We start from the raw sequence: 14,413 nt of genomic DNA, 5'->3' as shown, positions 1-14,413 counted from the left end.
CATTTACCGCCGGACCGGCACATTCGGGCACTGAGTGACGAGAACCACTTGATTCAGTGACCTGAAATGGATCAGATTCCGACCAGGTCGGCCAGCCGGGCCCGGTGCGTCGCCGGGCTGCCGAAGAGCTGCTCCGAGGACTTCGCGCGCTTCAGGTACAGATGCGCGTCGTGCTCCCACGTGTAGCCGATGCCGCCGTGGATCTGGATGTTCTCCTTGGCGGCATGGGTGAAGGCGTTCCCGCAGTAGGCGGCGGCGAGCGCGGCGGACACCGGCAGTTCGGCCGGTTCCCCGTCGGCCACGGCCATCGCGCGGTAGGCGGCCGAGCGGGCGGCCTCGACCTGGAGCAGCATGTCGGCGCACTTGTGCTTGATCGCCTGGAACGACCCGACGGGTCGGCCGAACTGGACCCGGACCTTCGCGTACTCCACCGCGGCGTCCAGGCAGGCCTGCGCGCCGCCGACCTGCTCGGCGGCCAGCGCCACGGCTACACGGTCGAGGACGGTACGGAGGTACTCCGTGGCGTCTCCCCCCGGGCCGACCCGTGTCGCCACCGCGCCGTCGAGGTCGATCCGGGCCAGCCGCCGCGTCGGGTCGAGTGCCTCCAGCCGGGTGCGGGTCACCCCGGGCGCGGTGCCGTCGACGGCGAACAGGCCGGGGCCGGTGTCGGCGCGAGCCACGACCAGGAGCAGGTCGGCGCTGTGACCGTCGATCACGAACATCTTCGTGCCCGACACCCGCCAGCCCTCCGCATCACGCGTCGCCGAGACCGCCACGTCCTCGACGCGCCACGACCCGCCCGCCTCGGCCAGCGCCAGGGTGCCGGTGAGCGAACCGTCGGCGATGGCGGGCAGCCAGCGCGCCTTCGCCGTGTCGTCGCCGGACACGGCGAGGGCCTGGCCGGCGAGGGCGACCGTGGCGAAGTACGGGGAGGGCAGCAGGACCCGCCCCAGCTCCTCCAGGACGATGCCCAACTCGACCGCACCGCCGCCGGATCCGCCGTACTCCTCCGGCAACGCGAGGCCGTGCAGGCCGAGTTGGTCCGCCATCCGACGCCAGAGCGCCGGATCGTGGCCCTCGTCGGACTCCATCGAGCGGCGCACCGCCTCGCTCGGCGCCTTGTCCGCGAGGAAGCGGCGCAGCGTGGAGCGGAGTGCCTCGTGCTCCTCGGTGAAGGTGGTGGACGTGGTGAGGGTCGGTGCCACGTGTGCGTCATCCATCTCTGCGGGGCGTCTTCGACCGCAGATAGGCGGCGAAGTCCGGCATCCGGGCGCGGTCCACGATCTCGATCCGGAGGCCGTCGGACGCCAGGTGATAGGCGAAGATCGACGGCTCTCCGTCGATCACGGCACAGGCCTCCAGCGGGAAGCCCGCCTCCACCAGCCGCTTCGAGGTCGTCGGGACGTCGTCGCAGAAGTAGCCGAGGTGGTGTGTGGCCATGTGCCCGGTCGCCGTCCAGGGCGTTCCCGGGATCTCCTGCGCGAGTTCGATGTGCGGGGCGTCGAGCGAATACGTCCAGCGCAGGGCGAGCACACGTTCGCCGTCCGCCATGCGCACCGGCAGCTCGGCGGTCATGGTCTCGGTCCACTGGTAGCCGGCGACCTCGGTCAGCCTGGCCTTCCACTCGTCGACGTCCCGGACCACGATCCCCGTGTGATAGAGGTCGGCCGCGCTCAGGACATGGGTCACCGCGCCGCTCACCAGGTGAGCCGTAGCTGCTTGACGCCGTACATGTTGCCGTGCGCTTCGAGGTCCTGGCCGGGCTCTATCTCGTAGTCAGGAATGCGCCGGTGCCACTCCTCCATCGCCACGTTGAGTTCGAGGCGGGCGAGGTGCGAGCCGAGGCAGCGGTGCGGGCCCGAGCCGAAGGCGATGTGGTTGGTGGTCTCGCGGTGCAGATCCACCTCCAGCGGGTTGTCGTACCGTTCGGGGTCGCGGTTGGTGACCGCGACCGGGAGCATCACCATGTCGCCGGCCCGGACCGGGCAGCCGCCGATCTCGACGTCGCGGGTGGCCTTGCGGGCCGGGACGACGGGCGAGTAGACGCGCAGGATCTCCTCCACGGCCGTGGAGATGAGCGCGGGGTTGGCGACGATCGCCTTGCGCTGTTCGGGGTGGGTGGCGAAGTGGTAGAGCGACCAGCCGACCGAGATCGGGACGGTGTCGAAGCCGGCCTGGAAGAACAGGACGCAGAACGCGTGCATGTCCCGGTCGCTGATCTTCTCGCCGTCGATCGTCCAGGTCATCGCCCGCGAGAGCAGGTCGTCGCGGGGGGTCTCGCGGCGCAGGGCGATCTGCTCGTCGAAGTAGTCCGACACGGCGGTCATGGCGGCCAACTGCCGCTGTCCGTCGGGGTCTTCGTCGTAGGTCAGGTGCAGCAGATCGTGTGTCCAGTGGAGGAACTGGCCGAGGTCCGCCTCGGGCAGCCCCATCAGGTCCATGAAGATCCGGGTCGGGAACTGGCGGGCGAAGGCGTCGAGGACATCGGCGCTTCCGGCGTCCTTCAGACCGTCGATGAGTTCGCCGGCGATCCTGCGGTACTTCGGTTCCTCGGCGGCGGCGGCCTTCGGCGAGAAGTGCTTGCCCAACAGCCGTCGCCACTCGGTGTGGTGGGGCGGGTCCAGCATCTCCGGGATCCACAGGAACTTCGGATTCGGGTTGAGGACCGTCACCGACTCGCTGGAGAACGTCCGCCAGTCCTGGAGCGCCCGCTGGATCGCCTCGCTCTCGGTGACGACCCAGTACCCTTGCGCGATGGTGCTCCGGAACCCGGAGTGGGTGCCGGCCAGTTCGTCCCAGCGCCGCTGGTGACTGAGGACCGGCCCGCTGAGCCGGTTGTCGAAGTGGTAGGCGGGGACTCCGTCGTGGGTTCCGTCGGGTTCGAGTGTCGTGCTCATCACGGCTCCTCTCGTCGTACGTCCGTCACGTCGCACGGGATCAGGTGTGTCCTAGGTCCGTCACGTCGCACGAGGTCAGGTGTGTCCTACGGGGGTCAGGTCGCCGCGCCCTCGATCTTGAGCGCGATCAGCTCCTCGTCGCCGATGCCGAGCGAGCGCAGGACGTCGTCGGTGTGCTCCGCGAACTGGGGTGCCCGGGTCAGGGTGGCCGGGGTCTCGTCGAACTGCACTGGGTTGGCGACCAGTTCACGGTCGATGCCGTCGGCGTCCACGACGGGCGCGATGAGACCGTTGGCACGCAGTGCCGGATCCTGGCCGACCTCCCACGCGCTCTGTACGGCCGCCCACTGGCCCTCGCCCCGGGAGAGGATGTCGACCCACTCGGCGTAGGGGCGGGAGGCGATGAGCCCGGCGACGATCTCGGCGGCGTCGGCGGCGTTCGCCATCAACTTCTCGGTGCTGTCGAAGCGTTCGTCACGGGCGAGTTCCTCGCGCCCGGCAAGCTTGCAGAACTCGGCCCAGTACCGGCCGGGTTGCAGCATCGACAGTTCGATCCAGCGGCCGTCCGAGCTGCGGTAGGCCCCGATGAGGGGGTTGGTGGCCGAACCGTACTTGGGTTGGATGTTCACCGGCAGCGGGCCGCCGTTCATCAGCGCCATGTTGACCGTGAACTGCGTCGCCCAGGCGCCCACACCGACCAACGACACGTCCACGACGGACGGTTCACCGGTGGTGGCGCGGGAGTAGAGCGCGGCGGCTATCCCTCCGGCGATGGTCATGCCGCCCATCGAGTCGCCGTAGGCACCGGCGGGCATCCGGATCATCCGCTCCGCGCCGACCGGGGTGACACCGGCGGCGCTGCCGCCGCGCGCCCAGAAGGCGGTGCTGTCGTAGCCGCCCTTGCGCGCCTCCTCGCCACGGGCGCCGAAGCCGCTGCCCCGGACGTAGATGATGTCCGGGTTGACCGCCCGGACGTCCTCGACGTCGATGCGCAGTTTGGCCCGTGCGTCGGGCAGGAAGTTGGTCAGGAACACATCGCTGGCGCGGATGAGTTCGTCCAGCACACGCCGCGCGGACGGCTTCTCCAGGGCGAGACCGACGCTCCGTTTCCCGCGGTTGGGGCCTTCCACGATCGGGAAGAACGACGACTCCTTGCTGACCGCGTCGTACCCGAGCACCCGCACCAGACCGCGCTGGCCGTCGCCCCGCTCGGCGTGCTCGATCTTGATCACGTCGGCGCCCCAGTCCGCGAGCACGGCGCCCGCCGCCGGGACGAAGGTGAACTGTGCGACCTCGAGAACCCGCACACCTTCCATGGGCCTCTGCATCGGACCAACTCCTCCGAGCCTGAACGCTCCTGAGACGCTATTGCGCATACCCAATCAACGAAGAACGCGCTCCAGTATGGACCGAGGGTCGTAAAAAGTATACTGTTTTCGCCATGCTGGATTTCTCGATCGAACCCGATTTCCAGGCCAAGCTGGACTGGGCGACCACCTTCGTACGCGAGGAGGTCGAGCCCCTCGACCTTCTGTTCCCGCACGGGGGCGACCCGTACGACACCCGCAACGAGAAGGCCCGTGCGATCCTGCGGCCGCTCCAGGACCAGGTACGGGAGCAGGGGCTGTGGGCCTGCCATCTCGGCCCCGAACTGGGCGGCGCCGGCTACGGACAGGTCAAGCTCGCGTATCTCAACGAGATCCTGGGCCGCTCCTACTGGGCCCCGACCGTCTTCGGCACCGCCGCCCCGGACACCGGGAACGCCGAGATCCTCGCCATGTTCGGCACCGAGGAGCAGAAGGCCCGCTATCTGCGGCCGCTGCTCGACGGCGACATCGTCTCCACGTTCTCGATGACCGAGCCGCAGGCGGGCGCCGACCCCAAGGAGTTCCTCTGCCGCGCCCGGCGCGACGGGGACGAGTGGGTGATCGACGGCGAGAAGTGGTTCTCGTCCAACGCCCGGTACGCGGCCTTCCTCATCGTCATGGCCGTCACCGACCCGGACGCGCCGCCGCACGCCCGTATGTCGATGTTCATCGTGCCCGCCGAGACACCGGGCATCGAGATCAGGCGCAACGTCGGCACGATGGACGAACGCGACAACCTCGACGAGGGCATCCACGCCTACATCCGCTACGACCAGGTCCGCGTCCCCCTCGACGCCATGCTCGGCGGTCCCGGCGAGGGCTTCAAGGTCGCCCAGGCGCGGCTGGGCGGGGGCCGGGTGCATCACGCGATGCGTACGGTCGGCAAGTGCACGCGTGCCTTCGACATGATGTGCGAACGGGCACTGTCCCGGCGTACGCAGGGTGAGCTGCTCGCGGAGAAGCAGGCGGTGCAGCAGTTCATCGCGGACTCCTGGGTGGAGTTGCAGCAGTTCCGGCTGCTCGTGCTGCACACCGCGTGGATCATCGACACGCAGCCGCACGGTGCGGCCCGCACGCAGATCGCGATGTGCAAGGTCCAGACGGCGAAGGTGCTGCACGACGTCATCCAGCGGGCCCTGCATCTGCACGGCTCGCTCGGCACCACCAACGAGCTCCCGCTGGCCAAGTGGTGGATGGCCGCGCCGAACCTCGCGCTCGCCGACGGCCCCACCGAGGTGCACCGCACGACGATCGCCAAGCGGCTGCTGAAGAACTACCGGCCGGCGGAGGGGCTGTTCCCGAGCGAGCACATACCGCCTAAGCGGGAGGCCGCGCGCAAGCGGTACGCGCACATCGTGGAGGACGAGAGCCTCGCGGGGCGGGCGGACGTATGACGGACGGACGTGTTGGCGGCGATCTGTTCGACCTGACCGGGAAGGTTGCCCTCGTCACCGGGGGCAGCCGGGGGCTGGGGCGCGAGATGGTCCTTGCGTTCGCCGCCGCCGGGGCGGATGTGGTGATCACCAGTCGGAAGGTCGACGCGTGTGAGGCGGTCGCGGCAGAGGTACGTGAGCTGGGCCGGCGTGCGCTGTCGGTCTCGGCGCATGTGGGGCACTGGGACGATCTCGGGCTGCTCGTCGACGCGGCGTACGAGGAGTTCGGGAAGGTCGACATCCTCGTCAACAACGCGGGGATGTCGCCGTTGGCGCCGTCGTCCGCCGGGACCAGTGAAGAGCTGTTCGACAAGGTGATCGGGGTCAACTTCAAGGGGCCGTTTCGGCTTGCCTCGTTGGTCGGGGAGCGGATGGCTGAGGGGGGTGGGGGGTCGATCATCAACGTGTCGTCTTCGGGGGCGTTGTTTCCGCAGCCCCGGTTCGGGCCGTATGCGGGGGCGAAGGCGGCGTTGAATGCGCTGACCACTGTCTTCGCTTTGGAGTTCGGGCCTACTGTGCGGGTCAATACGATCTCGGCGGGGCCGTTTCTGACGGACATCTCCAAGGCGTGGTCCGAGGAGAAGCGGCAGAGTACGCGTAGTGCGGTGGGTCGGCCCGGGCGGCCCGAGGAGATCATCAGTACAGCGCTCTATCTGGCCAGTGATGCGTCCAGCTATACGACCGGAGCGCTTATTCGGGTGGACGGTGGGTTGTATTGACACTGCGGGCCGGTGGGGGCCGGTCGCGCAGTTCCCCGCGCCCCTAGGTGAGTAGTCGTGTCGCCTCGTCCAGAAGTACTGGTAGTGCCGGCAGCATTCGCTGGTGCATGTCTGTCAAGTGGGCTGCTTTTCTGCCCCGTTTGATCAGTAGGGCCGTTGCCGCCGACTCCTTGTATTTCGTCAACGCCTCGAACCACCGCAGGTCGGGGAGGCGTTCTCGTCGGGTCTCCTCGTAGGTGTCGAGGAGTTCGGCCTTGGTCGGCATCCCTGTCGGTTCGTCCGACGGGGATGCCGGGTGGTGGGCCTCGTCGGTGAAGAAGGTCAGCCAGGTGATGTCGACGCGGGGGTCGCCCAGTGACCAGATCTCCCAGTCGATGACCGCGTTGACCGAGTCCGCGTCGCACAGGGTGTTGCCGAGGCGGTAGTCGCCGTGGGTGAACACCGGCATCATCGCCGGGGGCATGGTCGCGCGCAGGCGTTCCGCCACCGCCTCGTAGCCGGTGCGCAGGTCTTCGGGGACCGTGGTGAACGCCCGGGTCCAGCGGTCGATCTCGGCGCCCGGGGTGACAACCGGCTCCACTGCCAAGGGAGTTCGCTTGGGGTCCGCGCGGTGCAGGTGGGCCAGCATTCGGGCCGCGTCGAGGGCCCGGGCCCTCACCTGGGCTGTGGACAGGGTGCCGCGCGGGACCAGTACCGGCTCCACGCACTCCCCGGGAACCAACTCCATGGCCACGAACGGCTGTTGGACCGGCGGCCGGCCCTTCTCCCAGAACAGCACCTTCGGCACCCGTATGCCGGGCACGCCCGCCAGCACCTGCATGAGCCGTGCCTGGCGCAGGACATCGCGGTTGCGGACCGGTTCCAGGCCGGGCGGGGCCACCTTGAGGACTACGCGCTCGTGTCCGGCGGGGACGCCCGACAGTACGGCGACATAGGTGAGGCTCGATGTGCCGCCGGTGAGCGGTTCGACCGACTCCACCGTGCCCTCGGGTGCCCAGCCGCGCAGCGCGGTGGCCGTGCGCTGCGTCAACTCCGGTATCAGGTCGGTACTGTTGGCGACGGTGCTCATGTGCCGGTCCTTCATCCTTGTCGGCCGACGGCCTGGTGGCGTTCGGCGGTCAGCGCCGCGACGATGTCCCGGCGCACCAACTTGCCGGTCGGGGTACGGGGCAACTCGGGCCAGCGGGTGATGCGTTCCGGTGTCTTCGAGCCGCGCAGGGTGCCGCGTACCTGGGCGCGCAGGTCGCCGGCGTCGATCTCGGCGCCGTCGCGGACCACGACGACGGCCTCGATCCGCTGGCCCCACTCCTCGTCCGGTACGCCGACGACGACCGCGTCCAGCACGTCCGGGTGACGCAGCAGAACGTCCTCGATCTCGGCGGGCGCGATGTTCTCGGCGCCCCGGATGATCGTGTCGTCGGCCCTGCCCTCGATGTGGAGATAACCGTCGGCGTCGACCCGGCCCTGGTCGCGGGTGTGGAAGAACCCACGCTCGTCGACCGCCGAGCCCTGTCCGGCGTACTCCCCCGAGACCTGCTCGCCGCGTACCCAGATCTGGCCCGTCTCTCCGGGAGCGGCGACCTCGCCGGACGCGTCGCGGACCTCCAGTTCGACGCCCGGCACCGGCAGCCCGGCCGACCCGAGCCGGGCCCGTACGGCGGGATCGTCGCTCGCGACGGCCGTGCGGTGCTCCTGCGGGCCCAGGATCGTGATGGTGGACGAGGTCTCCGTCAGGCCGTAGGCGTTCACGAAGTCGATGTGCGGCCAGGCGCGCAGCGCGGTCTCGATCACCCGTACGGGCATCCTGGCGCCGCCGTAGGCCAGCGCGCGCAGCGAGGGCACCGACCTGTCCAGGCCGTCCGTGTCCATGATGCGGGCGAGCATCGTCGGCACGACCATCGCGTTGGTGACGCGCTGCTGCCGTACGAGGTCCAGCCAGCTCTCGGGCGTGAACTGGTCGAGGCTCAGGGCGCGGCGCCCGGCGTACAGGTTGGTGAGGATGTTGGACACGGCGGCGATGTGGTACGGCGGGACGCTCACGAGGGCCGCCTCGTCCGGGTCGGCGCCGGCGAACTCCACCGTGCCGAGCACGTACGACACGAGGTTGTGGTGCCGTAGGACCACGCCCTTCGGGGTCGAGGTCGTGCCGCTCGTGTAGATGAGGACCGCCGGGGAGTCGGCCTGCGCCGCCGGCTCTTCGTCGTCCGGAGCGGAGTCCGTCGCCTTCGCCGCCTGCCGGAGCCACTCCTCCGGGGACCGTACCGCCAGTCCTGCCCGGCGCAGCGCCTCGCCGTGTTCCGGGTCGGCGATGCCCAGGGCGTGCGGGTGGTTCGCGAGCAGCGCGTCCAACTGGGCGTCGCCTAGGCGGTAGTTGACCGGGATCAGCGGGACTCCGGCGTGGGCCGCGGCGAACAGCGCGACCGGGAGGGCCGGGCCGTTCACCGCCAGGTAGACGATCGCGTCGGCGTCGGCCGCGCGGACCAACTGAGCGCCGCCTACGGCCAGTTCGCGCAGGCGTGGGGCGGTCAGTCCGTCGTCCGTGCGCCCGATCAGGGTCCGGTCGCCGAAGCCCTCGGCGGCCATGTCCAGCAGCATCGTGATGTTCACCGGGTGGTCTCCCCGCCCCTCAGTCCGAGGCCGGGAGCGGCTTGGCGCTCTTCAGTGGCAGTGGTACGCCGTTCAGCGCCAGCGTGCCCTGTCCCGGCTTGGTGCAGAGCAGTTCGAGGCCGTGCTCCTCGTCGGCGTACCGCTTGCCGAGCAGGGAACCGCCCATCTGGTCGGGGTCGGCTGTGCCGGTGGCGGCGGGTCCCGGCCCGTTCGCCTCCGTCATGGCCGCCCCACCGCAGGTGATGTCCAACTCACTGTCCGGGCAGCGGACGACGACCACCGCCGTCGTGTCGACCGTACTGGCGAGCATCTGCCCCACACGTGGCCTCATCGCAGGTTCCTCCGCGGATCTTGTTCCGTTCCGGCGCCCTAAGACCAGAAAAAAGTATACTACTTACCTCGATCACGTCGAGATGACGGACCAGAACGACGCGACCAGAACAACGTGACGAACGGAGTGCCGGATGGAACTCAAGACCGTCCTGTTCGAGGTGGCCGACCATGTCGCCACGATCACCCTGAACCGGCCCGAGGTCATGAACGGCTTCAACCAGGAGATGCTGGAGGAGTTCGCCGCCATCTGGCAGACCGTGAAGACCGACGACGACGTGCACGTCGTCGTGTTGCGGGGCGCGGGCGAGCGGGCGTTCTGCACGGGCATGGACGTCAAGGAGGGCATCGACCGCCATCCCAACGTCTGGTCGCAGACCGACCCCGGCGAGTACCTCTCGCCGAAGCTGAACCAGGTGTGGAAACCCCTGGTCTGCGCGGTGCACGGGATGGCCGCCGGCGGCGCCTTCTACTGGCTGAACGAGGCCGACATCGTGATCTGCTCGGAGGACGCCACGTTCTTCGACCCGCACGTCAGCTACGGGCTCACCGCGGCCCTGGAGCCGATCGGCCTCGCCCGGCGCATCCCCCTCGGCGAGGCGCTGCGCATCGCGCTGCTCGGCCTGGACGAGCGGGTGTCGGCCGCGCGCGCCCTGCAGATCGGCCTGGTCAGCGAGGTGCTCCCGCGCGAGGAGCTGTGGGACCGGGCCGACGACGTCGCCCGGATCATCGCCGCCAAACCGCCCGCCGCCATCCAGGGCACCGTCCGGGCGATCTGGGAGTCGCTGGACTCGACGCGCACCCAGGCGCTGCGCACCGGACTGTCGTACACCCAGATCGGCAACCCCATCGGGAAGGCCGAGGTCGACCGGTCCGCCGTACCCCGGAGGCAGTGGACACTGCGCTGACACTCCTTTAGCCTGCATAAAAAGAGTGCACTTTATAGGTGTCGCTGTCGTAGGTGTTGCGAAGGGGAGGCTTCTATGCTTTTCGGCATGCCCTGGCCCGGCCGGGACGTCGCGCGGGAGGCCGAGCAGGCCGGTGTCGGTGCCTTCTGTGCCGGGGAGTTCGTCGACCACGACGCCTATCTCACGGTGGCCGACATCGTGGCGAACACCGAGCACGCCCTGGCGGGCCCCGCCATCGCGTACGCGTTCGCCCGCACCCCCTACGCGCACGCCACCGCCCTGCGCCAGCTGCACGCACAGGCGCCGGGGCGGCTGTTCCTGGGGCTGGGCAGCGCCGCGTTCAAGATCAACCGGGACTGGCTGGGCGTACCCGGCGAGCGTCCGGTGGCCCGGATCGCCGAGACCGTCGGTGCGGTGCGGGCCTGGCTGCACGCGGAGAACAGCGAGAGGGTCCGCTACTCCGGCGAGTTCTACTCGCTCGACGCCGATGTCCGCGCCCCGGTGCTCGGCCGGCTGGACATCCCCGTCCTGCTCGCCGCGTTCAACACCGGGATGGCCGCCACTGCCGGCCGGGTCGCCGACGGGGTCATCGGGCACGGGCTGTTCACCTCCTCCTGGTGGAACGACGTCGTACGGCCCTCGGTGGAGCGCGGCGCGAAGGACGGCGACCCGGGGACCCGCTTCCTCGAACACGGCTGGGTGATCACGGCCGTCGACGACTCCGCGCCCGAGCGTGCCGTCGCCGACGCCCGCCGGATGATCGCCTTCTACCTCACGGTGAAGACGTACGACCCCTACGTGGCCCACCACGGCTGGGAGGAGCCGGTCGACCGACTGCGTGCCGCGTTCCGGGCGGGCGACACCGATGCCATGGCCCGTGCGGTCACCGACGAGATGGTCACCGAGATCGCCGTGTGCGGGACGACCGCCGAGGCGAAGGAGGCCCTGGCCCGCCGCGCGGGCTCGCTCCCCCGCGACGTCGCCTACTTCGCGCCCCCGAGTTTCCTGGTGAGCCGGCGGCGGCGGGCCGCGTACGCCCGGGCCGCCCTCGCGCTGATCGGTGCGGTACCGGACGTGGAAGAGAGCGCCTGACACACATGGCGCGGAAGAAGCGACCGGCCCCGGAGCGAGAACGCTCCGGGGCCGGTTCGTGGGTCAGCCGCTCACCGGGATCGGGTCAGGCGTCCTGAGGCAGCGGTGCGAGCTTCTTGCTCTTGTCGAAGTGCACGATGTCGGCCAGCGTGCCGCCGAGGATCGCCGCACGGTCCTCGTCCGGGACGCCCTCGAAGTTCTCCGCGATGCACTCGGCACTGTCTCGGAAGGTGCCCTCGGCGTGCGGGTAGTCGTTGCCCCACAGGATCGTCGAGAGGCCGGTGATGTGGCGGGCCTTGACGGCCGTCGGGTCGTCCGCGAACTGCACATGGATCTGGCGCCGGACGTACTCGGTGGGCTTGAGCGGGTAGGGCCACTTGTCGTTGATCGCGAACAGCCGGCCCATGGAGTTCTGCTCGGTCGGGGGACGGTTGTCGTCCCAGAAACCGAGCCACCAGTCGGGGTCCTGGCCGGTACCGGTCTTCCACGCCTTGTCCATGTAGCCCATGAAGGAGACCAGCCAGCCGGCCGTGTACTCGATCAGGTTGAAGTGCAGGTCGGGGAAGCGCTCGCACACACCACCGCCGACGAGGCTGGCGATGATGCCCTGCGGGCCGGCCACGGCCGAACCGACCGCGAAGCCCATGGTCCGGCCCGTCACCATCTCGTCGGTCAGGTTGCCCTTGCCCATGTTCATGGCGTTCATCAGGCCCCGGACGGTCACCGCCGTGTCGGACACCTCTTCCTTGACCTTCACTCCACCGGTGGCGACGTGGATGAAGATCGGCAGCCCGTGCGCCTGCGCGGCGGCCCAGACCGGGTCGTACTCCCGCGCGTAGAACGGCAGGGGCGGGATCTCCGGGATGAGGATCGCGCCGAGTCCCAGCCGCGCGATCCGCTCGATCTCCGCGACGGCCTCGGGCACGTCCGTCAGCGGGATCGCGGCCGTCGGACGCAGCCGGTCCTTGTACGGGAGGTACCGCTCGACCAGGTAGTCGTTCCAGACGCGGGCGTGCGCCATGGACAGCTCGTGGTCGTCCGTGAACAGAACGAACAGGGAGAGGTTCGGGAACATCACCGAGGCGTCGACGCCGTCGATGTTCATGTCCCGGAGAATGTGCTCGGGATCGCCGTCCGGGGTCTCCCCGCCGGTCTGGCGGTATTTCGAGATCGTCCAGCCGTCGAAGCCGATGGTGTGCAGTTTCTTGAACTCCGTGTGCCCGCCCGGCACGATCGGCTCGTCGAGCGTGAACTCCTCTTCCCAGAGGGCCCGATCACGCAGGTTCTTGGGGAGCCGGGCCTTGAAGAGATCGACCGGCTCGATGATGTGCGAGTCACCGGAGACGACAAATTCTTTGAACACAGGCGGTACCTCTTTCGAACATCGTCGTTCGCGCAGAATCCACCCCGCGGATGAGGCCGAAGTTACCTGTACCGATCGGTCTAGTCAACGATTCAGCACACGCATTGACGGTTCCACTCGCGTCAAGAAGCCTGACAATCGGCTGACGAGCTGCCGATCAACACCTCCCCTTCCCTCCCGCCCCTAATTAAGTACACTCAACTCCATGAAGACGGCTTACTCGTTCTCTTCGCAGCTCTACATCGACGGACGCCGAACGGACGGCGATTCGAACGCGTCCCTGGTCGTGCGCAATCCGGCGACGGAGGAATCGATCGCCGAGGTTCCCCAGTCCTCGCTCACGGATGTGCGGCGCGCCGTCGAGGCGGCACGCCGGGCCTTCGACGAGGGTCCGTGGCCCCGGCTGAAGCCCGCCGAGCGAGCCGCGGTGCTGCTGCGCATGGCCGAGGAGATGGAACGCCGGCTCCCGGACCTCGTCGCCGTCAACATCGCCGAGGCGGGATCGGTCCGCGCACTCGCGGAGAGTCTGCAGACCCGGGTCCCGGTGAGTCATCTGCGCGACATGGCGGAGCGGGTGATGCCGGCCTTCGCCTGGGAGCGGCCGATGGAGCCCACCGTCGCGCCGGGCATCGGGATCTCCCAAGGGGTGCTGCGCCGCGAGGCGTTCGGCGTGTGCGCCCTGATCTCCGCCTACAACTTTCCCTTCTTCCTCAGCATGATGAAGGTGATCCCGGCCCTCGCGGCGGGCTGCACCGCCGTACTGAAGCCGGCGCCCGCGACTCCCCTGGAGTCCCTGCTGATCGGCGACTTCGCCGACGCGGCCGGGCTGCCCCCGGGCGTGCTGAACATCGTGACCGGCGACATCGAGGCCGGCCGCGAGCTGACCACCCACCCGATGGTGGACCTGGTCAGCTTCACCGGCTCGGACACGGTCGGGCGCACGGTCTACACCCAGGCGGCGGCCTCCCTCAAGAAGGTCGTCCTCGAACTCGGCGGCAAGTCGGCGAACATCGTGCGCGCCGACGGCGACCTCGACGGCGCCGTCCGCTCCGCGCTGGTCGGCATCACCACCCACGCCGGCCAGGGCTGTTCGCTGCTGACCCGCACGCTCGTGCACGAGTCCGTCCACGACGAACTGGTCGCCCGGCTCAGCGAGGGCCTCGCCGCGATCAGGGTCGGCGACCCGGCCGACCCGGCGACCACCATGGGCCCGCTGATCAGCGAGGCCCAGCGGGACAAGGTCGAGAAGCTGATCCGGGTCGGCGAGGAGGAGGGGGCGCGGCTCGTCCTCGGCGGCAGGCGGCCGGCGGGCCTCGACCGCGGCTGGTACGTCGAACCCACCCTGTTCACCGGCGTCGACAACGCGATGACCATCGCGCGTACGGAGTTCTTCGGGCCGGTCGGTGTCGTCATCCCGTTCTCCGACGACGAGGAGGCGGTGCGGATCGCGAACGACAGTCCGTACGGGCTCGCTGCCGCTGTGTGGAGCGCGGATCCTGTGGCTGCCCTCGGGATCGCGTCCCGTGTCCGGGCCGGTGGGGTGGCGATCAATGGCGGTAGTGCGGGGGTCAATCCGCGGGCTGCTTTTGGGGGGTACAAGCAGAGTGGGCTTGGGCGGGAGTGGGGGGAGTTCGGGTTGGAGGAGTATCTGCAGACGAAGACTGTTAGTTGGGCGGCTCGCTAGCGCTTCGCTTCGC

13 protein-coding genes are annotated in these 14,413 nt (G+C 69.3%); 5 read left to right on the top strand and 8 right to left on the bottom strand.

The features are described 5' to 3' along the window. Positions 1 to 71: 71 nt before the first annotated feature. The 4 genes from ACFYXF_RS29630 to ACFYXF_RS29615 form a co-directional block, all read right to left on the bottom strand. Positions 72 to 1,220 (bottom strand): acyl-CoA dehydrogenase family protein, encoded by a 1,149-nt coding sequence (locus ACFYXF_RS29630; RefSeq protein ID WP_389354064.1) that lies wholly within the window; start codon positions 1,218 to 1,220, stop codon positions 72 to 74. Further along, the gene (locus ACFYXF_RS29625) at positions 1,213 to 1,701 is read right to left on the bottom strand and encodes a VOC family protein (protein WP_389354062.1); all 489 of its coding nucleotides are present in this window, start codon (positions 1,699 to 1,701) and stop codon (positions 1,213 to 1,215) included. Before ACFYXF_RS29625 ends, ACFYXF_RS29630 begins: the two co-directional genes overlap by 8 nt. Then, on the bottom strand, positions 1,698 to 2,897 hold the full coding sequence (locus tag ACFYXF_RS29620) for a cytochrome P450 (protein ID WP_389354060.1): 1,200 nt from the start codon (positions 2,895 to 2,897) through the stop codon (positions 1,698 to 1,700). Before ACFYXF_RS29620 ends, ACFYXF_RS29625 begins: the two co-directional genes overlap by 4 nt. A 95-nt stretch (positions 2,898 to 2,992) precedes the next feature. Beyond that, positions 2,993 to 4,225: a CaiB/BaiF CoA transferase family protein gene (locus tag ACFYXF_RS29615; protein ID WP_389354058.1), complete on the bottom strand. Its 1,233-nt coding sequence runs from the start codon at positions 4,223 to 4,225 to the stop codon at positions 2,993 to 2,995. 113 nt (positions 4,226 to 4,338) lie between these two features. Between ACFYXF_RS29615 and ACFYXF_RS29610 the strand changes: the two genes are divergently transcribed. Both ACFYXF_RS29610 and ACFYXF_RS29605 read left to right on the top strand, forming a co-directional pair. Then, positions 4,339 to 5,658 carry an acyl-CoA dehydrogenase family protein gene (locus tag ACFYXF_RS29610; protein ID WP_389354056.1) on the top strand — a complete coding sequence of 440 codons (1,320 nt, stop codon included), beginning with the start codon at positions 4,339 to 4,341 and terminating at the stop codon, positions 5,656 to 5,658. Then, positions 5,655 to 6,416: an SDR family NAD(P)-dependent oxidoreductase gene (locus ACFYXF_RS29605; RefSeq protein WP_389354054.1), complete on the top strand. Its 762-nt coding sequence runs from the start codon at positions 5,655 to 5,657 to the stop codon at positions 6,414 to 6,416. The genes ACFYXF_RS29610 and ACFYXF_RS29605 overlap by 4 nt, the downstream gene beginning before the upstream one ends. A 43-nt stretch (positions 6,417 to 6,459) precedes the next feature. Here ACFYXF_RS29605 and ACFYXF_RS29600 read toward each other — a convergent pair whose 3' ends face one another. Genes ACFYXF_RS29600 through ACFYXF_RS29590 form a run of 3 tightly spaced genes read right to left on the bottom strand, consistent with a single transcriptional unit; the run spans position 6,460 to position 9,354 of the window. Next, positions 6,460 to 7,485 (bottom strand): phosphotransferase family protein, encoded by a 1,026-nt coding sequence (locus ACFYXF_RS29600; protein ID WP_389354053.1) that lies wholly within the window; start codon positions 7,483 to 7,485, stop codon positions 6,460 to 6,462. A gap of 11 nt (positions 7,486 to 7,496) precedes the next feature. Continuing rightward, positions 7,497 to 9,023 carry a class I adenylate-forming enzyme family protein gene (locus ACFYXF_RS29595; protein WP_389354051.1) on the bottom strand — a complete coding sequence of 509 codons (1,527 nt, stop codon included), beginning with the start codon at positions 9,021 to 9,023 and terminating at the stop codon, positions 7,497 to 7,499. Between the two features lie 19 nt (positions 9,024 to 9,042). Next, a complete protein-coding gene (locus tag ACFYXF_RS29590; protein WP_389354050.1) occupies positions 9,043 to 9,354 on the bottom strand; it encodes a hypothetical protein in 312 nt (103 codons plus the stop codon). A gap of 133 nt (positions 9,355 to 9,487) precedes the next feature. Here ACFYXF_RS29590 and ACFYXF_RS29585 point away from each other — a divergent pair, with 133 nt between their 5' ends. Both ACFYXF_RS29585 and ACFYXF_RS29580 read left to right on the top strand, forming a co-directional pair. Then, positions 9,488 to 10,261 carry an enoyl-CoA hydratase/isomerase family protein gene (locus tag ACFYXF_RS29585; RefSeq protein ID WP_389354048.1) on the top strand — a complete coding sequence of 258 codons (774 nt, stop codon included), beginning with the start codon at positions 9,488 to 9,490 and terminating at the stop codon, positions 10,259 to 10,261. Between the two features lie 87 nt (positions 10,262 to 10,348). Further along, complete coding sequence (locus ACFYXF_RS29580) at positions 10,349 to 11,353, top strand: LLM class flavin-dependent oxidoreductase (protein WP_389354046.1); 1,005 nt, start codon at positions 10,349 to 10,351, stop codon at positions 11,351 to 11,353. 85 nt (positions 11,354 to 11,438) lie between these two features. On the opposite strand, the gene ACFYXF_RS29575 is transcribed toward ACFYXF_RS29580, so the two are convergent. Continuing rightward, complete coding sequence (locus ACFYXF_RS29575; protein ID WP_389354044.1) at positions 11,439 to 12,716, bottom strand: amidohydrolase family protein; 1,278 nt, start codon at positions 12,714 to 12,716, stop codon at positions 11,439 to 11,441. 205 nt (positions 12,717 to 12,921) lie between these two features. Between ACFYXF_RS29575 and ACFYXF_RS29570 the strand changes: the two genes are divergently transcribed. Beyond that, positions 12,922 to 14,400, top strand: a complete 1,479-nt coding sequence (locus tag ACFYXF_RS29570; RefSeq protein WP_389354042.1) for an aldehyde dehydrogenase family protein — start codon at positions 12,922 to 12,924, stop codon at positions 14,398 to 14,400. The last annotated feature ends 13 nt before the right edge of the window (positions 14,401 to 14,413 follow it).

It is taken from the genome of Streptomyces sp. NPDC002680, from assembly GCF_042889145.1.
GTDB classification, from domain to species: Bacteria; Actinomycetota; Actinomycetes; order Streptomycetales; family Streptomycetaceae; genus Streptomyces; species Streptomyces adonidis.
The sequence above is the reverse complement of the archived record's forward strand: the minus strand, read 5'-3'. Positions and strand labels throughout refer to the sequence as shown.